At 37.7% G+C, this 24,053-nt stretch carries 18 protein-coding genes; 15 read left to right on the top strand and 3 right to left on the bottom strand.

Annotated elements, in window-relative coordinates; all coding sequences use genetic code 11:
* Positions 1 to 11: 11 nt before the first annotated feature.
* The 3 genes from dnaB to AB3I72_RS06230 all read left to right on the top strand — a co-directional run bounded on the left by dnaB (position 12) and on the right by AB3I72_RS06230 (position 3,902).
* Positions 12 to 1,379: a replicative DNA helicase gene (dnaB, locus tag AB3I72_RS06220; RefSeq protein WP_002381331.1), complete on the top strand. Its 1,368-nt coding sequence runs from the start codon at positions 12 to 14 to the stop codon at positions 1,377 to 1,379.
* A gap of 236 nt (positions 1,380 to 1,615) precedes the next feature.
* Positions 1,616 to 2,908, top strand: coding sequence for an adenylosuccinate synthase (locus AB3I72_RS06225; protein ID WP_002359213.1), 1,293 nt, complete (start codon positions 1,616 to 1,618; stop codon positions 2,906 to 2,908).
* A gap of 124 nt (positions 2,909 to 3,032) precedes the next feature.
* Entirely contained in the window at positions 3,033 to 3,902 is an 870-nt protein-coding gene (locus AB3I72_RS06230; protein ID WP_002359214.1) for a DegV family protein, read from the top strand.
* Between the two features lie 39 nt (positions 3,903 to 3,941).
* On the opposite strand, the gene AB3I72_RS06235 is transcribed toward AB3I72_RS06230, so the two are convergent.
* The gene (locus AB3I72_RS06235) at positions 3,942 to 5,573 is read right to left on the bottom strand and encodes an ABC-F family ATP-binding cassette domain-containing protein (RefSeq protein ID WP_002359215.1); all 1,632 of its coding nucleotides are present in this window, start codon (positions 5,571 to 5,573) and stop codon (positions 3,942 to 3,944) included.
* 252 nt (positions 5,574 to 5,825) lie between these two features.
* On the opposite strand from AB3I72_RS06235, the gene AB3I72_RS06240 reads away from it, so the two are divergent.
* The 7 genes from AB3I72_RS06240 (at position 5,826) to AB3I72_RS06270 (ending at position 13,758) form a co-directional block, all read left to right on the top strand.
* On the top strand, positions 5,826 to 8,711 hold the full coding sequence (locus tag AB3I72_RS06240; protein WP_368023712.1) for a sigma 54-interacting transcriptional regulator: 2,886 nt from the start codon (positions 5,826 to 5,828) through the stop codon (positions 8,709 to 8,711).
* Positions 8,712 to 8,913: 202 nt separating this feature from the next.
* Complete coding sequence (locus AB3I72_RS06245; RefSeq protein ID WP_002385473.1) at positions 8,914 to 9,426, top strand: mannose/fructose/sorbose PTS transporter subunit IIB; 513 nt, start codon at positions 8,914 to 8,916, stop codon at positions 9,424 to 9,426.
* Between the two features lie 234 nt (positions 9,427 to 9,660).
* A complete protein-coding gene (locus AB3I72_RS06250; protein ID WP_002356030.1) occupies positions 9,661 to 10,653 on the top strand; it encodes a mannose/fructose/sorbose PTS transporter subunit IIA in 993 nt (330 codons plus the stop codon).
* A gap of 34 nt (positions 10,654 to 10,687) precedes the next feature.
* Entirely contained in the window at positions 10,688 to 11,491 is an 804-nt protein-coding gene (locus tag AB3I72_RS06255) for a PTS mannose/fructose/sorbose transporter subunit IIC (RefSeq protein WP_002356031.1), read from the top strand.
* A gap of 22 nt (positions 11,492 to 11,513) precedes the next feature.
* Positions 11,514 to 12,425: a PTS system mannose/fructose/sorbose family transporter subunit IID gene (locus AB3I72_RS06260; RefSeq protein ID WP_002356032.1), complete on the top strand. Its 912-nt coding sequence runs from the start codon at positions 11,514 to 11,516 to the stop codon at positions 12,423 to 12,425.
* A gap of 161 nt (positions 12,426 to 12,586) precedes the next feature.
* The gene (locus AB3I72_RS06265) at positions 12,587 to 12,964 is read left to right on the top strand and encodes a DUF956 family protein (RefSeq protein WP_002356033.1); all 378 of its coding nucleotides are present in this window, start codon (positions 12,587 to 12,589) and stop codon (positions 12,962 to 12,964) included.
* Between the two features lie 266 nt (positions 12,965 to 13,230).
* Positions 13,231 to 13,758: an HdeD family acid-resistance protein gene (locus AB3I72_RS06270; RefSeq protein ID WP_002383513.1), complete on the top strand. Its 528-nt coding sequence runs from the start codon at positions 13,231 to 13,233 to the stop codon at positions 13,756 to 13,758.
* Positions 13,759 to 13,803: 45 nt separating this feature from the next.
* On the opposite strand, the gene AB3I72_RS06275 is transcribed toward AB3I72_RS06270, so the two are convergent.
* Positions 13,804 to 14,007: a hypothetical protein gene (locus AB3I72_RS06275; RefSeq protein ID WP_002383512.1), complete on the bottom strand. Its 204-nt coding sequence runs from the start codon at positions 14,005 to 14,007 to the stop codon at positions 13,804 to 13,806.
* 197 nt (positions 14,008 to 14,204) lie between these two features.
* Between AB3I72_RS06275 and AB3I72_RS06280 the strand changes: the two genes are divergently transcribed.
* The 5 genes from AB3I72_RS06280 (at position 14,205) to mprF (ending at position 21,185) form a co-directional block, all read left to right on the top strand.
* On the top strand, positions 14,205 to 14,975 hold the full coding sequence (locus tag AB3I72_RS06280; protein ID WP_368023713.1) for a MurR/RpiR family transcriptional regulator: 771 nt from the start codon (positions 14,205 to 14,207) through the stop codon (positions 14,973 to 14,975).
* Positions 14,976 to 15,123: 148 nt separating this feature from the next.
* Entirely contained in the window at positions 15,124 to 16,692 is a 1,569-nt protein-coding gene (gene malX / locus AB3I72_RS06285; RefSeq protein ID WP_061100803.1) for a maltose/glucose-specific PTS transporter subunit IIBC, read from the top strand.
* Between the two features lie 14 nt (positions 16,693 to 16,706).
* Complete coding sequence (locus AB3I72_RS06290; protein WP_061100802.1) at positions 16,707 to 17,921, top strand: MalY/PatB family protein; 1,215 nt, start codon at positions 16,707 to 16,709, stop codon at positions 17,919 to 17,921.
* A gap of 99 nt (positions 17,922 to 18,020) precedes the next feature.
* Positions 18,021 to 18,401, top strand: a complete 381-nt coding sequence (locus AB3I72_RS06295; protein WP_002356039.1) for a RidA family protein — start codon at positions 18,021 to 18,023, stop codon at positions 18,399 to 18,401.
* Between the two features lie 192 nt (positions 18,402 to 18,593).
* Positions 18,594 to 21,185 carry a bifunctional lysylphosphatidylglycerol flippase/synthetase MprF gene (mprF, locus tag AB3I72_RS06300; RefSeq protein WP_368023714.1) on the top strand — a complete coding sequence of 864 codons (2,592 nt, stop codon included), beginning with the start codon at positions 18,594 to 18,596 and terminating at the stop codon, positions 21,183 to 21,185.
* Between the two features lie 36 nt (positions 21,186 to 21,221).
* Here mprF and AB3I72_RS06305 read toward each other — a convergent pair whose 3' ends face one another.
* Positions 21,222 to 23,837, bottom strand: a complete 2,616-nt coding sequence (locus tag AB3I72_RS06305) for a YfhO family protein (protein WP_002419443.1) — start codon at positions 23,835 to 23,837, stop codon at positions 21,222 to 21,224.
* Positions 23,838 to 24,053 lie beyond the last annotated feature (216 nt).

The raw sequence follows: 24,053 nt of genomic DNA on the forward strand, positions 1-24,053 counted from the left end.
GAGAGAACAAAATGAATGAATTATTGCAAGATAGGGTACCGCCACAAAATATTGAAGCGGAACAAGCCGTTTTAGGTTCTATTTTCTTAGATGCAGATGTGCTAATAGAAGCGATGGAATATGTGGAACCTAAAGATTTCTATCGTCGTAGTCATCAGTTGATTTTCCAAACGATGATGACCTTGAGCGACCGAAATGAAGCGATTGATGTGGTAACAATCAAAGATCGCCTAGAACAAGAGAATTTGTTAGAAGATGTTGGTGGACTAAGTTATCTGTCAGATTTAGCTTTAGCTGTGCCGACAGCTGCCAATGTCATTTATTATGCAAAAATTGTTGAACAAAAATCGTTGTTGCGCAACTTAATCCAAACCGCTACAGAGATTGTAACTAAAGGCTTTGAGCAAGGTGAAGATGTTGAATCTATTTTGGATGATGCAGAACGAAGCATTTTAGAAGTCTCCGAAAAGCGGAATCGTAGTGGCTTTTTATCAATTTCAGATGTTCTAAATACAACTATTGCGAATATTGACCAATTATACCAAAATGATGAAGAGATTACTGGTTTACCTACAGGCTATCAAGCATTGGATAAAATGACTGCCGGCTTGCAAGCGGAAGAGCTAATTATTTTAGCGGCCCGTCCAGCGGTAGGGAAAACCGCTTTTGCATTAAATATTGCTCAAAATGTCGGCACCAAAACAGATAAAGCTGTCGCTATTTTTAGTTTAGAAATGGGGGCAGAATCATTAGTGAACCGGATGCTTTGTGCAGAAGGATCCATTGAGGCCAGCCATTTAAGAACAGGGCAATTATCTGAAGAAGAATGGCAAAACTTAATTATTGCGATGGGTAGTTTGTCCCGTGCGAATATCTATATTGATGACACACCAGGGATTAAAATTACCGAAATTCGTGCGAAATGTCGTAAATTAGCACAAGAAAAAGGCAACTTAGGTCTAATTTTGATCGACTACCTACAATTGATTGAAGGAACTGGAAAAGAGAACCGCCAACAGGAGGTTTCTGATATTTCACGTCAATTAAAAAAATTAGCGAAAGAATTAAAAGTCCCGGTTATCGCTTTGTCACAGCTTTCTCGTGGCGTGGAACAACGTCAAGATAAACGTCCTGTGTTAAGTGATATTCGTGAGTCAGGTTCCATTGAGCAAGATGCCGATATCGTTGCCTTTCTTTATCGTGATGATTACTATGATCGTGGTGAAGGAGAAGACGGCGATCATGAGCCACCAGAAGTTGACAATGTTGTAGAAGTCATCATTGAGAAAAACCGTAGTGGTGCGCGTGGAACGGTCGAATTACTTTTCATTAAAGAATATAATAAATTTTCTTCGCTTTCGCCGAGGACAGAATTTTAAAAAACGAACTCATTTTTTGAGTTCGTTTTTTTGCTTATTAAGGGATTAAAATCAGAGAGTAAAACACGAACAATATTCGTATATTTTATTGTTTTACAAAAACATAACTAAAAATGTTCGTATTTTTGACAGAAACGCTTTTGATTGTGAAAGAATATTCGATTTTTACCCTTGAAAGGGACTGGTTTTACTGGTACAATGATTCAGGACAAAAAAATTATGAACGAGGTGTTCGAATGTCATCAGTAGTAGTTGTTGGAACGCAATGGGGCGACGAAGGTAAAGGAAAAATTACAGACTTTCTAAGTGAAAACGCAGAAGTGATCGCTCGTTACCAAGGCGGAGATAACGCCGGACATACCATTAAATTCGACGGCGTAACGTATAAATTACATTTAATTCCTTCAGGGATTTTCTATAAAGAAAAAATTAGTGTAATTGGTAACGGCGTAGTTGTGAATCCAAAATCTTTAGTAAAAGAATTAGCTTATTTAAAAGAAAATAATGTTGCCACTGATAATTTACGTATTTCAGATCGTGCCCATGTCATCTTGCCGTATCATATTAAATTGGATCAATTGCAAGAAGATGCGAAAGGTGAAAACAAGATTGGGACAACGATTAAAGGAATTGGCCCAGCCTACATGGATAAAGCAGCACGGGTGGGAATCCGTATCGCTGATTTATTGGATAAAGAAATTTTTGCGGAACGTTTGCAAATTAACTTAGAAGAAAAAAATCGTCAATTCGTTAAAATGTTTGATAGCGAAGCCATTGAATTTGATGATATTTTTGAAGAATACTATGAATACGGACAACAAATTAAACAATATGTTACAGATACTTCGGTTATTTTAAATGATGCATTAGATGCTGGAAAACGGGTTTTATTTGAAGGGGCACAAGGTGTCATGTTGGATATCGATCAAGGAACCTATCCATTTGTTACTTCCTCTAATCCAGTAGCTGGTGGCGTAACTATCGGTAGTGGCGTTGGTCCATCAAAAATTAATAAAGTGGTTGGTGTCTGCAAAGCGTACACTTCACGTGTTGGTGACGGCCCATTCCCAACAGAATTATTTGATGAAACAGGAGAAACCATTCGTCGTGTCGGTAAAGAATACGGAACAACAACAGGACGTCCGCGTCGTGTCGGTTGGTTTGATTCAGTAGTTATGCGTCATTCAAAACGTGTATCAGGGATTACAAACTTGTCATTAAACTCGATTGACGTGTTAAGTGGTTTAGAAACGGTGAAAATTTGTACAGCTTATGAACTTGATGGTGAATTAATTTATCATTATCCAGCAAGCTTGAAAGAATTAAGCCGCTGTAAACCAGTTTATGAAGAATTACCAGGTTGGTCTGAAGATATCACCGGTTGCAAAACTTTAGCCGATTTACCAGCTAATGCTCGTAACTATGTGCATCGGATTTCAGAATTAGTTGGTGTGCGCATTTCAACATTCTCTGTAGGTCCAGACCGTAACCAAACGAACGTTTTAGAAAGCGTTTGGGCACAAATTTAAGCAGATTTTTAAGGGAACGTAAAGGATGGCTTATGCCAGTTCAGCCTTTACGTTCTTTTTTAATTTTATATAAAAATGAAAAACTATGGTAAAATAAAAGAAAACATGAAGGGGGCAATTGTCCGTGAATTATCAATTAGTGACAGATTCTTGTTGTGACTTGCCGTATACATACTTAAAAGAAAACCAAGTACCTTTTATTAGCATGAATATTCAAATTGACGGGAAAGAATATCGCGATGATTTAGGCGAAACGTTTGATTATCAGAACTTCTTAACGGCCATTAAAAATGGAAGTATGCCCACTACCTCTCAAGTTAATGTAGGACGCTACAATGAATTTTTCCGTCCTTTTGTGGAGCAAGGGTTACCGGTAATTTATTTAGCTTTTTCATCTGGGTTAAGTGGCTCTTATCAAAGTGCGTTGCAATCAGTAGAGATGTTAAAAGAAGAGTACGATAATGTAGAAATTCATATTATTGATACAAAAGCAGCTAGCTTAGGTCAAGGGATGCTAGTCCGAGAAGCCATTCGATTACAAACAGATGGTCATTCATTAGGAGAAGTTGTTGCCTATCTTGAAGAGCAAAAAATGAAACTTCACTCGTGGGTAACGGTAGATGATTTAAAACATTTAGAACGTGGCGGACGGATTTCTAAAACAGCGGCTGCACTTGGTGGCTTAATGAACATTAAACCAATTATTCGCGTGGATGCGGCAGGCAAACTAGCATCCGTTGGTAAAACTCGTGGACGAAACAAGTCCTTGCAAAAGATTGCGCAAGAAACGATTCAAGGCATTGTAGAGCCAATGAAACAAACACTATTGATTGCATATGCAGGAACGAAAGATGACGCGGAAAAAGTCAAAGAATTAATTGAAAAAGAAATAGAAGTTAATGAGATACTGATTTATCCTCTAGGACCCACCATTACTAGTCATACTGGAATAGGTTGTATTGCTGTGTTTTCTTTTGGTGAAAAAAGAAAATAAAAAATAGAGAAGTCATTTTTTAATGACTTCTCTATTTTTTTAATAGTCTGAACTGAATAAAACGTCCATTTGTTTTTGAATTTCTGGGTTTTCCAAGAATTCATCATAGGTTGTTTCTGCCCGATCAATGACCCCTTTATCAGAAACAGCAATAATTCGGTTTGCTAATGTTTGGATAAATTGGTGGTCATGTGAAGCAAAAAGAATTGAACCAGTGAAAGCCATCAACCCATCATTTAACGCAGTGATTGATTCTAAGTCTAAGTGGTTCGTTGGATCATCTAAAACTAAGACATTGGCTTTGGAAAGCATTAATTTTGAAAGCATGACACGCACTTTTTCGCCTCCGGAAAGAACATTGACTGGTTTTAGTACCTCTTCACCAGAGAATAACATCCGACCTAAGAAACTACGTAAGAACGTATTGTCATCTTCTTCTTTACCAGCAAATTGACGTAACCAATCTAAAATAGTTAATGGCTCTTCAAAGTCTTTGCTGTTGTCTTTTGGTAAATAAGCTTGGCTAGTTGTAACGCCCCAACGAACAGAACCTGTATCGGGAGTAATTTCGCCCATAATCACTTTGAATAACGTAGTCGTTGTAATATCTGAGTCAGCGATGAATGCCACTTTATCATCTTTTGTTAAGTTGAACGAGATATTATCTAAGATTTTTTTGCCATCAATCGTTACAGAGACATTTTCAACTTGTAATAAGTCATTGCCGATTTCACGTTCTGGTGTAAAACCAACGAATGGATAACGACGAGAGGAAGGTTGAATGTCATCTAAGGTAATTTTATCTAACATTTTTTTACGAGACGTTGCTTGTTTTGATTTTGAGGCATTGGCGCTAAAACGAGCGATAAAGTCTTGTAATTCTTTGATTTGTTCTTCTTTTTTGGCATTAGATTGTGCTTGCAATTTTGTCGCTAGTTGGCTTGATTCCAACCAGAAATCATAGTTACCAACGTAAAGTTTGATTTTACTAAAGTCTAAATCTGCCATGTGAGTGCAGACTTTGTTTAGGAAATGACGGTCATGGGAAACCACGATAACGGTATTTTCAAAGTTGATTAAAAATTCTTCTAACCAATTGATTGAGCGGGTGTCTAAACCATTTGTCGGCTCGTCTAATAGTAAGACATCTGGTTTACCAAAAAGAGATTGAGCTAATAATACTTTGACTTTTTGACCAGCTGTTAATTCGCTCATTTTTTGATCATGTAATTCTTCTGGAATGTTTAGCCCTTGGAGTAAAACAGCTGCTTCAGGTTCTGCTTCCCAACCGTCAAGTTCAGCAAATTCGCCTTCTAGTTCTGCGGCACGAATCCCATCTTCATCTGAAAAATCTTCTTTCATATAGATAGCATCTTTTTCTTTCATTACTTCGTAAAGACGTTTATGTCCCATAATTACAGTTTCTAAAACAGTGTAGTCTTCGTAGTCAAAGTGATTTTGTTTCAGCGTTGCTAGTCGCTCATTAGGACCCATTGAAACCACGCCAGTTGTCGGTTGAATCTCACCTGATAAAATTTTAAGAAACGTTGATTTTCCTGCACCGTTTGCGCCGATTAAGCCGTAACAGTTGCCAGGAGTAAATTTAATATTCACTTCTTCAAAAAGTTTACGATCTGGAAATTGTAAACTTACATCATTAACAGTAATCAATTGTTTTCCTCGCTTTTAATATATTCTTGAACCTCTCTGCATTATATCGGCTACAGAACCTTTTTTCAAGGAGTTTCAATCTTTTTACAGAAACGAATAAAAAGGTGGGTTTTTTATAGAAAAAAGGCGCTTTTTTAAAATGTTTCATGTGAAACAGAATTTTTTTTCATGAAAGGGTTTTTAGTGTATTTTTTTAATGATACACTGTATCATGTAAATTAATTAGTGTATCGATTAAAGGAGCCATCAAAAATGAAGCGGATTGAAAAAATCTATCAATATGTTAAAGAGCAAACGAAGAATTTAACACCAATGACCTTAACAAGTGATGCGGGAGTCACAACACAAGAAATTTCAGAACGTTTAAACATTCAGAGGACCAATGCTAGTAAAGATTTGAATCAACTCGTTCGTGAAGGGCGCTTGAAAAAATTATCTGGTCGTCCAGTAAAATATGTCGCGCAGGTGGCGTTTCAGCATCGACCATTAACCAAGCCAGTTAAAAGTTATCGGGAAAAATCAATGGATCACTCCACAAAAACTTTTATCGAACCATTGGTTGAACCAGTAGTCACGACCAGCAAAACCCCAGAAGTTGAAGATATTTTCAAAAAAATTATCGGTTCAGCTGGAAGCATGAAAACGCCGGTGGAACAAGCCAAAGCAGCGATTTTATATCCGCCAAAAGGCTTGAATTGTTTAATTACTGGACCAACAGGTTCTGGGAAAACTTATTTTGCTCATGCCATGTTTCAATTTGCGAAGCTGAACCAAATTGTGGCCAAAGAAAAAGAGTTTGTGGTGTTTAACTGTGCAGACTATGCGCATAATCCAGAACTTTTGATGTCGCATTTATTTGGGTATGTAGAAGGGGCCTTCACAGGCGCTACGAAAGCGAAAGAAGGGATTATTGATGAAGCAGATGGCAGCATTCTGTTTTTAGATGAAGTACATCGGTTACCACCCGAAGGACAAGAAATGATTTTTTATTTTATGGATCACGGCGTGTACGCGCGTTTAGGTGAAACAGTGAAATCACATCATGCGGATGTTCGGATTATTTGTGCTACGACGGAGAATCCTACTTCTTCTTTATTGAATACTTTTGTGCGACGCATTCCGATTATCATTCAATTACCGAACTTCAGTGACCGTCCTGCGAAAGAAAAAATTGACCTCCTAAAAGTGATGGTTTCAATGGAAGCAGCGCGGATTCAACGGCGAATCTCTTTGTCAGAAGATGTGGTCAAAGCGTTAATCGGAAGTGTTTCTTATGGAAATGTCGGTCAGCTAAAATCGAATGTGCAACTTGTGACTGCGCGAGGGTTCCTTAATCAGATGGAACAAGAGGAATTAATGATTACGATGGACGAATTAACGGACAATATTAAAGAAGGCATTATGCAACTTGCCAGTAATCGAGAAGTATTGTCGGAGTTATCGAAATATCTGGAACCGCAATTAGTGGTATCACCAAATGAATCTTTAGTAGCTATTCAGTCAGATGCCTATGAATTGCCTTACAATCTATATGAGATTATTGGAGATAAAGCGGCTCTCTTAAAAGCAGACGGCTTGGACCAAGAACTAATTAATAATTTTATTACAACGGATATCAATGTTCATTTAAAATCTTTCTACAAAGATTATGGGTTCACCTTTGATACAGAAAATAAATTGGCCGAAATTGTTGACCAACGAATTATTGATGTCACTAAGAAAATTTATAATTTTGCAGCGAAGCGGTTGTCGTATTCGTTTCAACCCAACTTTATTTATGCAATGAGTTTACACATTAGTTCTTTCTTGAAACGCATCCAATTAGGCAAAGATCCTAAGCATCCTTTAAATGAAAGTATTCGAAATATGGTTTTAGATTATCCAACAGAGTTTGAAATAGCGAAAGAAATTAAAAATATTATTGAAAGTAGTTATCAGATGGAGATTCCTGAATCTGAAAGTTACTATTTAGCTGTTTTGCTCATTTCTTTAAGAGAAAATCCTGAGGCTGGCCGGATTGGCATTGTCGTGGCTGCGCACGGAAATAGTACCGCTAGCAGTATGGTACAAGTGGTTTCTCAATTGTTAAATGTTGATAATTTGAAGGCTGTGGATATGCCGTTAGATATGCCACCGAAAGAAGCTTTGCGTAAAATCGTTGAAGCAGTTGGTGAAGTGAATGAAGAAAATGGCGTACTATTATTAGTGGATATGGGTTCATTAAGTACGTTTTCAGAAGAAATTGTACGCCAGACAGGCATTGATGTGCGGACAGTAGACATGGTGACCACGCCAATTGTACTTGAAGCGGCCCGCAAAACCGCATTAATTGATACGCAATTGGAAACACTTCACGAGTCTTTAAAAAACTTTCATGGCTATGCCGATATTCGCCAAAGTGAAACGAAACAAATCATTGAAAATTGGAAAACAAGAGCAATTATTGCTATCTGTGCTTCTGGAGAAGGAACTGCGCGCCGAATGAAAGAGCTTATTGAGGAAGCTGTCTTGCCACAAATAGACTGGCATTTAGAAGTGATTCCTTTGTCCATTGTAAATATGAAAGAAGTCTTGCCTAAAATTCAAGAAGACTATGAAATTATTGCGACAACTGGGATTACCAATCCCAAAATTGGAGTTCCTTATATTTCCATGGAAAATTTCTTTTCCGGTGAAGCAGAAAAAATTATTCAGCAATTACTAGCAGAGCGGAAAGAAGAAGTAATGAATAAGCCGTTGGACGAAGCGGCAGCAAAAGAAATTTGTCTCAAATATATGGAGCAAAGTTTCACTTTTATTAATGGAAAAAAAATCATTGATCTGTTGTGGTCATTCGCTAAAAATATCCAAACCCAATTAGCGATGCCAGAAGAGTACACATTTTACATCAATTTGATTATGCACACATCAGGCATGTTGGAGCGTATTTTACGGAATGATATACTGACGGTTTCAGAAAAGGAACTTGGTCAATTGGTTCAAGAGCCAATTTATCCAGTGATTGTGGCCTCAATTGAGACTATGGAAGAAGCTCTTAATATGGATGTTCCAGCAGAAGAAATTTATTTTATCGCACAGTTAGTCAAAAATGCCCAGTGTATCGAAGATAAAATCACCGAAATTGATACACTAGATTAATACAGAAAAATCGATACACTATTTATTAGTGTATCGATTTTTTGATTTTCTTAAAAAAACCTATAATTTTCTAGGTTTCGAACCGATACACTAAAGTTGGCACGAAACTTGCTTATAATAAGGTGTCCCTTTTTACCTAAAATTTTTAAGTAAAAAGACAAAGGTCCTAACCTTTAAAAATGAATTTAAAGGAGCATTCCCGATGGTAATGGATATTCGTTTAGCTCGAATTGATGATCGATTAATTCATGGCCAAGTAGCAACTGTTTGGGCAAAATTGACGAACATTAATCGCATTTTAGTGGTTAGTGATTCCGTTGCTCATGACAATTTGAGAAAAGCCTTGTTGGTCCAAGCTGCTCCACCTGGTGTCAAAGTAAATGTCATCACTGTTCAAAAAATGATTGATGTTTACCCTGATCCTCGTTTTGATTCGTTTCGAGCCATGTTGTTATTCACTAATCCTTTGGACGTGAAACGAGTGGTCGAAGGCGGTGTACAACTAACTTCTGTGAATATTGGCGGAATGAGTTTCAGCACAGGCAAGCGAATGATTACGAATGCAGTCGCAGTGGATGCCAACGATTTAAAAGCATTTCTGTTTTTAAATGAACAAGGTATTGAATTGGAAATTCGAAAAGTCGCAGCAGACAGCCAAGTGAATTTGATGGATTTACTGAAAAAAGAGCGTAGCAAAGAAAATAACGCCAGCTGACGTTTATTTTTACAGACGAAAGACATTGAAAGGATGTGGTGGCCTAGGACCAACATCATTGCTTCATGAACTGTATTGATAAAGGCAAGTGCTGATGTTGAAAAAAATCAAGAACTATTGAAATTTTTTCATTTATTTTTGTCAGAATCTGATTTATCTGATTTTTTTCAAAAAGTGAAAGCGTTTAGCAGTACAACCATGAAAAAAAACATCAATTATACAGGAGGTATAAAAATGGTAGGAATTATCCTAGCAAGTCACGGTGAATTTGCTGAAGGGATCTTGCAATCTGGTGCAATGATCTTTGGCGAACAAGAAAATGTAAAAGCAGTTACGTTAATGCCTAGCGAAGGTCCCGATGATGTAAAAGCAAAAATGCAAGAAGCCATTGCATCGTTTGACAATCAAGACGAAGTACTATTTTTAGTTGACCTATGGGGAGGAACACCATTTAACCAAGCGAACTCATTGTTAGAAGATCATAAAGACAAATGGGCAATCGTTGCAGGTATGAATTTACCAATGGTTATTGAAGCATATGCTTCTCGTTTCTCTATGGAATCAGCACAAGAAATTGCGACACACATTCTTGAAACAGCAAAAGATGGTGTCAAAGTTAAACCAGAAGAGTTACAACCAGCAGAAGCACCAAAAGCTGCTGCGACAGAAGATGCACAGCCAAAAGGTTCGTTACCACCAGGTACAGTTGTTGGCGATGGCAAAATTAAATTCGTGCTAGCACGTATTGATTCACGTTTATTACATGGTCAAGTAGCAACAGCTTGGACAAAAGCAACACAACCAAACAGAATTATTGTTGTTTCTGATGCCGTTGCAAAAGATGACTTACGTAAGAAATTAATCGAACAAGCAGCTCCTCCAGGAGTAAAAGCCAATGTTATTCCAATCAGTAAAATGATTGAAGTAGCGAAAGATCCACGTTTTGGCAATACAAAAGCATTATTATTATTTGAAAATCCTGAAGACGTCTTAAAAGTGGTTGAAGGCGGCGTAGAAATCCCAGAAGTAAACGTTGGTTCAATGGCTCACTCTGTTGGAAAAGTCGTTGTAAGCAAAGTATTATCAATGGGTCAAGAAGACGTTGATACGTTTGATGAATTAAAAGCCAAAGGCATCAAATTTGATGTGCGTAAAGTGCCAAATGATTCAAAAGCGAATATGGACGAAATTTTGAAAAAAGCAAAAAATGAGTTAGCAAACGCGTAACTCGCCAAATACAAATCAAAATAGGAGGCTTATCATGTCTGTTATATCAATTATTTTAGTTTTACTCGTTGCCTTTCTAGCTGGTATGGAAGGGATTTTGGATGAGTTCCAATTCCACCAACCGTTAGTAGCATGTACATTAATCGGATTAGTTACTGGTAATTTAGAAGCCGGAATTGTTTTAGGTGGTACTTTACAAATGATCGCGTTAGGTTGGGCGAACATCGGGGCTGCCGTTGCACCGGATGCCGCTTTAGCATCTGTTGCCTCAGCAATTATTTTAGTTTTAGGTGGCCAAGGTGTTAAAGGTGTTCCTTCAGCGATTGCCATCGCAGTTCCTTTAGCGGTTGCAGGTTTGTTCTTAACAATGATCGTTCGGACAGTTGCGGTTCCAATCGTTCACATGATGGATGCGGCTGCTGAAAAAGGCAACATTAAACAAGTTGAAATGTTACACATTTTCGCTGTATGTTTACAAGGTATTCGTATTGCGATTCCAGCAGGTGCGTTACTATTCATTCCTGCTGACACTGTTCGTAATTTCTTAGAATCAATGCCAGCTTGGTTAACTGATGGTATGGCTATCGGTGGTGGTATGGTCGTTGCCGTAGGTTATGCATTAGTAATCAACATGATGGCAACAAAAGAAGTATGGCCATTCTTCATTATCGGTTTCGTAGTCGCAGCGATTTCTCAATTAACATTAATCGCATTAGGTGCTTTAGGTGTCGCTTTAGCTCTTATTTACTTGAACTTATCTAAAATGGGCGGTTCTTCTAACTCAAATGGCGGAGGCAACTCTGGCGACCCATTAGGCGATATTTTAAACGACTACTAATTCTGAAGGAGGAGCAAAGAAAATGGCAGAAAAAATTCAATTAACTAAAAAAGATCGTTTAGCTGTAGCTTGGCGTTCAACATTTATCCAAGGTTCTTGGAACTATGAACGTATGCAAAACGGCGGCTGGGCATTCTCAATGATTCCAGCAATCAAAAAATTATATAAAACGAAAGAAGAACGTTCAGCGGCGTTAAAACGTCACTTAGAATTCTTTAATACACACCCATACATTGCCTCACCAATTCTTGGTGTAACATTAGCTTTGGAAGAAGAACGTGCCAATGGCGCACCAGTTGATGACGTAGCGATTCAAGGGGTTAAAGTTGGGATGATGGGTCCTTTAGCCGGTGTCGGTGACCCAGTTTTCTGGTTTACTGTTCGTCCAATGTTAGGAGCTTTAGGTGCTTCCTTAGCAATGGGTGGTAATATCTTAGGCCCAATCTTATTCTTCGTTGCTTGGAACTTAATTCGTTGGTCATTCATGTGGTATACACAAGAGTTTGGTTACAAAGCAGGTTCTAAAATTACTGATGACCTTTCAGGTGGTTTACTACAAGATATTACAAAAGGTGCTTCTATTTTAGGGATGTTCGTACTGGCCGCATTAGTTCAACGTTGGGTATCGATTAAGTTCTTACCAATTGTCTCACAAGTTAAGTTAGACAAAGGTGCTTATATCGAGTGGGATAAACTTCCTGCTGGCGGTGAAGGAATGCATAAAGCCTTTGAACAAGTGAACCAAGGCTTGGCGCTTTCACCAACGAAAGTTACTACTTTACAAGATAACTTAGATCAATTGATTCCAGGTCTAGCACCATTACTACTTACATTCTTATGTATGTGGTTATTGAAGAAAAAAGTTAGCCCAATCGTTATCATTCTTGGTTTATTCGTAGTCGGCGTAGTCGGCCACTTAATCGGCTTATTATAAGAATGACGAGGTAAGTTTATTACTTCTAATCAAAAAAAGCGGAAGAGAAGTCGAGAAACTTTTCTTCCGCTTTTTTAAACAAAGATGTAATTTTGTTTGTTTCGATCAGGAAAGAAACGTATAATAAAGAGGAATTAGTCGAATGAAATGGAGCAGATAACATGGTACAATCATTAAACACAAAAGTTGATTTAGTTATAGATGCGACGGCATTTACAGGATTAACAGATTATGGACAAATTATGATAGGTGACCGCGGGTTTGAATTTTACCATGCCAAAGATCCACGTAAGTTTATCCAAATTCCGTGGGAAGAAGTCGATTACGTGTTGGCTTCAGTAATGTTCAAAGGAAAATGGATTCCTCGTTATGCGATTCAAACCAAGAAAAATGGGACGTATACGTTTGCTTCAAAAGAGCCGAAGCGAGTGTTACGAGCTATTCGTGAATATGTTGATCCAGATCACATGGTCCAATCTTTGAGTTTCTTTGATGTCATAAAAAGAGGGATCCTCTCGATTGGGAAAAAGAAAAAATAATTTATAACTGTTACTTTTTTATAAACTAGATGAAAAAGTAGCGGTTTTTTTGTGGGATAAATTGACGGAAAGCAATGGTGATGTTACTTTTATTTATACAAAAATGTCTGAATTTTATACAAAAAAAGATAATTAATGTTTTTTTGTTTTTTTAAATATGTTTATTGTAAGAGTGGTTTTTATAAAATATAAAAAATATTTGACAACATATAAAATAGTAGTAACATAATAAGTGTAATAAATTATTTTATAGAGGAGTGAGTGTCATGGAACAACGACAACATCATGGAATAGACTGGGGTTCATTAGTATTAGGAATTCTATTTGTTCTGACTGCATTAATTTCCTTCCAAAATCCTGCCGGTAATTTAATTGCCATTGTGATGGTTTTTGCGATTTTTGCTATTATTAAAGGGATTTTCGAAATTTTTGTACGTAATCGTATGAAAGAATTGCTAGGCTACAAAGCTTATGCACCAATCATCTTAGGGATTATTGATATCCTAATTGGTGTTTACTTATTGTTTAACTTAAATATTGGTGTCGCTGTGTTACCATTTGTTTTTGCAATTTGGTTTTTATTCGACTCAATTTTCGGCTTATTTACTTTAGATTTTGCTAAACGAGTAAGCACAGGTTACTTTTGGTTCACATTAATTGTTGACGTTTTAGGGATTATCTTAGGTGTAATGTTATTATTTAATCCATTGTCTTCAGCATTAACTTTAAGCTTCTTAGTTGGCTTTTACTTTATGATGTTTGGTATTAGCAATATTGTATATGCTTTTAGATAAAAGAAGTAAAAAAACAGGTTTTCCAAAAAGGAAAACCTGTTTTTTTTAATAACGACGGTGGCAGTTACCATTATTTCCCGAAATTGTTCGAACAAGCCACACGATAATCGCTACGGGAACTAAAATTTTTACTGCTAGCCACAATAAGCTTCCCACGATACCGACAACGGCACTAAAGAGTGAACCGACAACTAAAAATAAAAGGACCACTAAAAGAATATTTATAAACATTGGTCGTTGATTATTCATACGTACTACCTCCAAATTTTTCCTGTTTTCTATATACAGAGTATAGCAAGAAAGCGCAACAAGTACCTCCATCGGAAGGCTGATTTTTTTCTCTGGCGAATGATGGAGCCGCTGTTGGTTATTTTGGACTTTCTGATTGAAATAATCAGAATATTCTGGTGTATAATTATAAAAAAGGATTTAAAGTGAGGGATTGGATGTCGACTGAGGGATTAATCGCTTTGTTAGAAAAGAAACGAAATCATTTAAGTAAAATTGAAAATCAAGTACTGGATTATATTTTGACGCATATGACGGAAATTAGTTCACAAACCATTTATGAGGTGGCGCAGGCGTTGTTTGTCTCAACAGCCACTATTTCTCGAACAGCCAAACACTTAGGTTATCGAGGCTTCCAAGAATTAAAATACGCAATCGTCCAATCGGTGCAGAGCGAGAGCACAGAAAGCGATAGTCGTAGTTTTCAAGCTATTACGCAACAGTTGATCGCCAATGTGCAAGACAGTTTTCAACAAATGGATGAAGTCAAAGTCGCGGAAATGCTTAAAATGATTGAGGGTGCGAATACGATTGAAGTGTTCGGTGTTGGTGGCAGTTTTCCTATTTGTACTGATTTTGCACGAAAGCTAACATTTTTAGGAAAAAAAGCCTATGCACGATCTGATTGGGATGAACAAGCGGCAGCAGTTAAGAATCTGGACGGACAGGATTTAGCCATTTTTGTCAGTTATACAGGAGAAACTAAGGGAATTTTAGCGTATGCACGTGTAGCGCAGGAACAGCAAGTGCCGATGATTAGTTTGATTTCGACTAAAGGAAGCACCTTGGAAAAATTGTCGACGACGACGTTATTTGTCAAAGGGACGACACGTTATCATCAGCGCGTGGATTTAAGTTCAAGAATTGCTGTCATTTGTTTGTTCGATACGGTTTTATTAATGTATGCAGAGGCAAAGCAGCCGCGGTAATTTTATGCAACACCATACTAAATGATGTAAGGGGATACAGAAAGAGTGTAGCCTCTTTTCTCTTTGTTTTGGGCTAGTTATAATGAGGGCAATGAATGTAAACGCAATCATTTTTAGTTTTGTAAAGAATGAATGGAGGAGTTAAGAAATGGCAGTAAAGAAAAAGAAAGCGACTTTCTGGGAGTTTTTCCAAGGATTAGGCAAAACGTTTATGTTGCCAGTGGCTTTATTAGCTTTTATGGGGATTTTGTTGGGATTAGGAAGTTCTTTTTCCAGTGAATCTATGATTGAAACAATCCCGTTTTTAGGAAAGCCCGCAGTAAAAATTATTTTCCAATTTATGTCGACAATTGGTGGTTTTGCGTTTGCCTATTTACCTGTCATGTTTGCAATGGCCATTCCGTTGGGGTTAGTTCGGAAAGAAAAGGGTATTGCTGCGTTTTCAGGTTTCGTAGGCTATACGGTGATGAATTTAGCGATTAATTTCTATTTAGTGCAGACGAATCGCCTCGTGGATCCTGAACAGTTACGGGAAGCCGGCCAAGGAATGGTTTTTGGGATTCAAACGATTGAAATGGGCGTTCTTGGTGGAATTATCGCGGGGCTTATTGTCTATAAGTTGCATAATCGATTTTATACGGTGCAACTACCAGATAGTTTTGCCTTCTTTTCTGGCGCACGGTTTGTGCCAATTATTACTTCATTAGTGATGGCATTCGTGGGCTTAGTAATTCCGTTAGTTTGGCCACTTTTCGCGCTAATGATTATGGCGATTGGCCAACTTATCCAACGTTCTGGTATTTTTGGGCCTTTTCTGTTTGGGTCAGGGGAACGTCTACTGTTGCCGTTTGGGTTGCATCATATTTTGGTTTCCATGATTCGTTTTACTGAAGCAGGGGGTTCAGCGGTGGTGGCTGGCAAAGAAGTGTTTGGTGCGTTAAATATTTTCTATGCAGAATTGCAAAATAATTTACCGATTTCACCAAGCGCAACAGCTTTCTTGTCACAAGGGAAAATGCCGACCTTTATTTTTGGCTTACCAGCGGCGGCGCTTGCGATGTATCATACTGCAGCTCCGGCGAATCGACATAAGATTAAAGGCTTACTCCTTTCAGGTGTGATTGCAACGGCTATCACTGGCATTACAGAACCAATTGAATTTTTATTCTTATTTATTAGTCCATTATTATGGCTGTTTCATGTCATTATGACTGGTCTAGGTTTCATGGTAATGGCTTTATTAGGTGTTGTGATTGGGAACACTGATGGCGGGCTACTGGACTTTGTTATTTTTGGCTTGTTACAAGGAACTTATACAAAATGGTGGTGGGTTCTCATTGTCGGCGCTATCTGGTTTGTTGTTTATTATTTCGTCTTTAAAACAGTCATTGTAACCTTTGATTTAAAAACACCTGGACGAGACAAGGTCTTAGATGAGACTGAATATACCGATCAAGAAGTTCAATATAAGAAAACGGGTGGCTATGATGCGCCTGGGATTTTAGCGGCTTTGGGTGGGCAAGAGAATATTCAAGCTATTGATAATTGCATTACGCGTTTACGTTTAGTGTTAGCAGATGCTAATAAAGTAGATGATGAAAAATTAAAGCAATTAGGGGCTTTAGGCGTCGTGCATTTAGATGCGCAGAATGTGCAAGTGATTATCGGAACCAAAGTGACAACGGTCCGTAATCAATTAGAGATGATTTTAGGTTAGAAAAAAGACAGAAGGTGAAGAGTGTGTCGTTTGATAAAGCAATTGATCGACGAGGAACGTATTGTACACAGTGGGATTTTGTAGAAGACCGATTTGGGGAAGCGGACTTGCTTCCCTTCACTATTTCCGATACGGATTTTGCTGTGCCAGAGGCAGTTCTGGCAACATTACAGGAGCGTTTGAACCATCCAGTATTTGGCTATACGAGGTGGAACCATCCGCAATTAAAAGAAGCAATTCAAACGTGGTACCAGACAAGATTCCAGACGAAGATTGAAGAACACTGGATTATGTATACCCCGACCGTTATCTACGGGGTTTCTGCTTTGATTCAATTATTGACTAACGAAGGGGAGGGCATTATTTTACAAACACCTGCATATGATGCATTTTTTAAAGTCATTCAGGAAAATAAGCGGCAAGTAGTGGCGAATGAACTGCTTTATCAAGAGAAGCGCTACAGCATTGATTTTATTGATTTAGAAAAAAAACTAGCGCAACCAGAAAATCGCTGTTTGCTTTTATGTTCCCCGCATAATCCAACAGGACGTGTTTGGGAGCAATGGGAATTAGAGCGAATGGTTTCATTGTGCCAACAGTATGATGTGTTTTTACTTTCTGATGAAATTCATATGGATATCGTTAATAAAGGCCATGTTCATCGACCAATTACGCAATTTGATTATAAAAAATCTGCCATTATTACCAGTGGCACGAAAACCTTTAATTTTCCAGGGCTGATTTTTGCTTACGCCCTAATTCCAGATAACGAATTACGTGACGCTTTTCAGCTCAAATTAAAAAACGCCGATGGTCTATCATCAACAAGTATTTTGGGAATGCTAGCAACCATGACGGCCTATCAAAAATGTGGTACTTGGGTTGACGAGTTGAATGATTATTTAGCGGAGAACCAACGTTACGTGAAAGATTTTTTACAGACATATTTGCCAAAAATTAAAGTGACGGAGCTGGAGGCAACTTATTTAATGTGGTTGGATGTATCAGCGGCAGTTCCAGATGTGGCTCGCTTACAAGAGACTTTAGTTTCTGTGGGGAAAGTCGCTATTATGGACGGCTCGATATATGGTGGTAATGGGCAACGATTTTTACGGTTAAATATTGGCTGTTCGCAAGCAAAACTACACGAGGGACTTGAAAGGATGCGCCAAGGTTTTGAAGCTGTTTTACAAAAGGATGGCACAGCATCAGCGCTTGGAAATAATTGAGAAAAGATAGCATTCCGAAAATGGTTGCAGTACAATGGAAAAATAGAAACAAATAAAATAACAAAAAGTAACAACTTGTCATTTACTGGGGGAAAAGAAATGAAAACAATTAAAACAAAGCAAGCACCACAAGCAATTGGACCATATTCACAAGCAAAAATTGTTAATGGTTTATTGATTACTTCTGGTCAGATTCCACTGGATCCTGAAACAGGCAAGGTGGTTGGGACAACGATTAAAGAACAAACCAATCAAGTACTGAAAAATATTCAAGGGATTTTAACAGAAGCTGGTAGTGATTTTGCTCATGTAGTCAAAACGACATGCTATTTACAAAATATGGCGGATTTCACGGCATTCAATGAAGTCTATGCTGAGTATTTTAGTGCGGAATATCCTGCACGCACAACGATTGAAATCTCTAAATTACCGATGGATGTGTTGGTGGAGATTGAGATTATCGCAGAAGTAGTGGCGTAAAAAATACAGTTAAAAGAGTGAGAAAAAAATCGTCTTAGATTTTTTTCTCACTCTTTTTTTTCAATAAAACAATACGATTCAGCCAAAATGTCTAGCCGTGCTGGAAAATTTTCAGCAAATAGGCTACCATGGAAGAAAATCGATAAAACGAAAGTTAAATGAATAGAAAAGAGATATGAAAGAGGCTATAAGATGAAAAAAAATATTAGCCAACTAACGCAGTGGTTGAAAGAACACAGTTTATTATTGAAACTAATTTTTCTTGGTTCTGTATTAGTTTTCGTGGCTAACCAAGTGACACATATCGCTCAAGGCATGACCTGGGCGGATATTTTTTCCACGATGGAACAACAAAGTACGGGGCGTTTAATTGGTATGGTCTTGGCAGGACTATTAGGGGTTATTCCGATGCTCCTTTATGACTATGTAGTCGTTAAATTATTGGAAAAAGAAGGTAAGCCACCAATGAAACGAATGGATTGGTTAACTTCGGCTTGGGTCACTAATACCATTAATAACTTAGCGGGTTTTGGCGGCGTGGTTGGGGCAACGCTACGGATTAATTTTTACGGAAAAGATGTACCGCGGGGCAAGGTTGTAGCAACGGTCTCAAAAGTTGCTCTGTTCTTGATTTCAGGGTTATCTATTTTATCTTTTGTGGCGTTTGTTGATTTATTTTTTATTCGAACCCAAAATGTTTTTCGTGAATATTGGGTTTGGTTATTATTGGGCAGCCTGATTGCGCCAGCGCTCTGGTTTTTCACGTATTTAAAACGGCGAACATTGTTTAAAACATTTTTTCCAAAAGCGGTGCTCCTTTTATTCGGCGCTTCATTAGGTCAATGGCTAGGTGGGATGTTTGCTTTTTTGATGATAGGTCGCTTGATGCAGGTGCCAGTTTCGATGGTTTCTGTTTACCCAATGTTTGTTATCGCTACGTTGATTGGGATGTTAACTATGGTTCCTGGTGGTATGGGAACGTTTGATGTCTTAATGATTTTGGGCTTATCACAATTAGGGATTGATCGATCACAAGCGGTCGTCTGGTTGTTGTATTATCGTTTGTTTTATTATGTGACGCCTTTTATGACAGGAGTTATTTTGTTCTTGCAACAAGCAGGCATGAAAGTTAATCATTTTTTTGATAATTTACCTCGGTTATTTTCACAAAAAGTGGCGCATTTTATTTTGGTGGCGGCGTTATATTTTGCAGGAATTATGATGGTTCTATTATCGACTGTGACGAATTTGTCGAATGTCAGTCGTTTATTCCAAGTGTTACTTCCCTTTTCTTTTAATTTTTTAGATCAAACATTGAATTTATTTGTAGGATTCTTGTTATTAGGTTTAGCTCGAGGCATTTCTATGAAAGTGAAAAAAGCTTATTGGCCTACAATTATTTTACTAGGATTTTGTATTGTAAATACGGTGGCACGAACGACTTCGTGGCAGTTAATTGCTGTTTATGCCGTTATTTTATTGGCGGTTATTTTGGCTCGTAAAGAATTTTATCGTGAAAAGTTTGTTTATTCATGGGGCGCTTTAACGGTAGATAGTATTTTGTTTGGCTGCTTGTTTATCGGTTATGCGGTTGCTGGTTATTACGCCGCACGACCAGCTGGTGGCAATCAAGTTATCAATCACTTTTTGTTGTTTCCGTCAGATGATGTTTGGTTTAACGGATTGATTGGATTAAGTATTTCCTTGATTGGTTTATTCTTTTTGTATCAATATTTAGCCGAAACAACTGTTACTTTAGGTGAGGGATTTGAGGAAGCGCGGTTGACACGCTTTTTGGAAAAATTTGGTGGCAACGAAGGCAGTCAATTTTTATATTTAAAGGATTATGGTCATTTTTACTACCAAGAAGAAGGCGAAGATCAAGTACTTTTTGGGTTTCAAATGAAGTTTAATAAATGCTTTGTCTTGGCGGATCCGATTGGGCAACGAGAGAAATGGACAGCGGCGACACTGGCGTTTATGGATCAAGCTGATTTGTTAGGTTATCAATTAGTTTTTTATCGTATCTCGGAAGAATATGTTATGAATCTTCACGATTGCGGCTTTGAATTTATGAAAGTTGGGGAAGAAGGCTTGATTCAATTTGATGAGCCGTCAACAGTGAATCAAACAGCCTGGACGGAAACAGTGACTGAAAAAATAGCAGCAGAAGCAGCGGATTTTCAGTTTGAATTTTATCCCGAAACGATTAGTGATGCCTTATATCAAGAGTTAGAACGAGTTTCTGCGGACTGGTCACGGAATCAAAAAGAGCGCTACTTTATTGGTGGACGGTTGGATCCCGAGTACTTGAAATGCAGTAGTGTGGGCTTGGTGAGACAGAAACAAACGGTTATCGGTTTTATTACGGGAAAAGAAATGGAAAAAGGCAAAAGTATTTCGTATGATTTGTTACGTATTCGTTCAGAAGCACCTGCTTTTACTAGAGAATATTTGTTCACTCATTTTATTGAAACCTATCAACAGCAGGGCTATCAATTAATTGATATTGGGATGGCGCCGTTGGCTAACGTAGGGGAGAGCAAGTACTCTTTCTTAAAAGAACGCTTTGTTAATATTTTTTACAAATATAGTTATCAAATTTATGCGTTTCAAGATACACGCAAGCGCAAAGAACAATATGTCACTAGTTGGCAACCACGTTATTTTGCTTATCCTAAGCGGACCAGTGTACTCTTTGCTTTTGTGCAACTTTCCTTGTTGATTACGAAAGGAAGACATCAAAGTGTTTCGCTTGTGGAAGAAGCAATGACTGAAATTTAAAAAAATCACGCGATGACTTAGCCATCGCGTGATTTTTTATTTGTCTTCTTTTTTACGGTTTCGTCTAGCAGGAATCAAGGTTACGTATGCAACGAAACCACCAGTACATAGAACGAATAACACGATGCCAGGAATCAATCCTTCTGGTAAATAAGAGAACTGAATAGTATGGGTTCCAGCGCTGACAGGAACGCTTAGAAAGGCATCTTTAAAGGCTTTTGGGGTAACTTTTTTGCCGTCAATTTTGACACGCCAACCTTTGTCATAAGGAATTGTAGTGACGAGTACTTGATCTTTGTCGGCGGTAAAGGTACCTGAAGCAGAGCGTTTGCCAGTTGTTAAATCAACGCCTTTTTCTTGCACGGCGGAAATGGCTTTTTCAAATGCATTGGTATTTAAGCCAACCACTTGCGGCTGAACAAAACTTACTGCTTTGGTTCCATAAAAACTTACTTTGAAGTTAACAGTTGTATCTTTGGGATAGTAACCTAAATTATAATATTGGCCAGTAATGCCAATTTGTGATTGCTGACTCGAGCCGTTCACGGTGACCGTCGCAGTGGAACTTTCCAATTGAGCAAAATCCGTTGGGAATAAACTCAAATAAGCTTGCGTATTGGCGGGCACATTGACTGTATAAGAAATCTCTTTGGCTACGTTATGTTGTTTCTCCGTAAAAGTTACGCCAGCTGTATTTTGCGTAATTGTCACGTTATTTTGAAGCGTCATCGTTGGTTGATAAAAGGTAAAATACCGTTCATTGGTATTGGCTAAAGCATTTAGTAAATTTGTTTGACTACCTAAATTATCATTGAGAGGTTGCCGGACATTGTAAATCTCTTTGTCTGCTAAAAATCCTAACGGCAAAGCATTTTCGTTACGATAAAGCTGATATTTACCAGCAGCAGCTTGTCGTTCAAAGCCGAATTTCATTGGATTATTTTCAGCAATATTGTATTTAATGCCCATCAAAGCATCCATTAACAAGGTATTATTTTGGTAACGAATATTTAAATTCGTGCCTCGTGAGCGGAAACCTAAGGCGTTTAGGTATGTTGAAGAATGTCGGTTCCGCACGGAAGAAAACATGCTAATGCCACTGTAGCCATAGTTAATGCCGTCATTGGCAGAAACACCATTTAAATTTTCCAAGCGGTAAAAGGTATCATTTTCTTTTTTTGTCTGATCGACTAGATTTTTTAGGTCAGGATAAGGTTCAGAATACAAGCTACGTGATGCGTAGTTCCAATCATCTAAAATACCAGTGACCATCGCCCGTGTGTTAATGATTGCTTCACCAGAAACGAGCAGCAATAACAAAATCACTAAGTATTGCATAGGCGCTTTTTTCAATTGATAAAAAGCAATCCCGAAAAAGTATAATAGCAAAAAAGTTGCCGTTAATACGAAAGAGGTTAAAGTCACATACGTATAACTAGTAGCACCTTTTGTGCCCATTGCAAGAGCAAAAATTGCTAAAAGAATCAAAATCAAGCCGCTTAAGACGCCGAGATCATCCTTTTCAAATTTCTCCCAACCATAACCTGCAAGCAAAATAACTAAGAATGAAAAGAGGAAACTATAGCGGAAAAGAAACATGTTCGGCGCATGCATACCGTGCCAGAATAAATTTAAGGGCGTGATGTAAAAGCTAGCAATCAATAGGACAAACAAACTGCCAAAAAGTAGTTTGTTTTTCAATGGAACTTCTTTCGTAACGAAATAGAAGAGACAAAAAACCAAAGGCAACAACCCAATGTAAATAAAAGGAATGGACCCATATTTGGTTGTATCGTAAACACCAATCATATTTTTCATAATAATATCTAAAAAGGCAGTCGCTTCTGTTTTAAAGGTTGTAATTTCAGAAAGAGTTTCACCATTGGTTCGTAAATCTAAGACAGCAGGTAAGACCATAATCATAGATGCTCCACCAGCTAAAAGAGAAGTAGTAAAATACGCAACGATTCGAGATTTATATCGTTGCCAGTCTGTAAACGTTCGTGCAAAATAGTACAGGAAGGAAAACAACCCAATCATAAAGCCAAAATAATAATTTGTAATGAAAAGCAAGAAATAACTAACAAACAATAATGTCGGTTTTCGTTGGTCCATTAAACGATGAATTCCTAAAATTACGAGTGGCAGATAAATAAAGGCATCCAGCCACATAATTAATTCTGAATGGGCCACAATGAAGGACATTAGCGCATAAGACACACTTAAAGTCACATGGGACCATTTAGGAATCTTAAAGGTTTGTTTTGCCAAGAACCAAAAACTCAAGCCAGCACTCCCAATTTTCAACAACGTTAGGAAATAGAGCGCATCAGGCATGTTTTGATTGTTAAAGAAAAAGACGAGCGGCGTAAATAAGCCACCAAGATAATAGGAAATTAAGGACAAGTAGTTTAGTCCCAAAGAAGCATTCCACGTATAGAAAAGACTTTGTTTTCCATGAAGAACATTGTTAAAGCTTGCGTGAAAATTTGAAAATTGAGAAAAGGCATCGCTGGCTAAAACACTGCGACTACTTCCTGGATAAATCCCAATACTCAAATAGATAATTGCCATAATTAAAAATGGAATGAAGAAACTGGCTAACATATAAGGCCAGTTGTTTTTTAAAAACTGCCTACTTTTATTTTTCATAAATAACCTCACCTGATTTTTCGAAAGTACCTATAGTTTATCATACTCTTTATTTGATGTACCAATAGAAGAAAAACTTTAAAATTTTATTAGGATCCTAAGGGTGGAGTAAAGAAGAATTAGTAGTAAGGGATTGACATTCAAATGCTAAATCACCAGATTAAACAACGAATATTCTCCGAAAAATTGCTGAAAACGCCCTGTGGATAACTTTGT

Origin of the sequence: Enterococcus sp. GC34 (assembly GCF_040886645.1) — a bacterium.
Taxonomy (GTDB): domain Bacteria; phylum Bacillota; class Bacilli; order Lactobacillales; family Enterococcaceae; genus Enterococcus; species Enterococcus faecalis.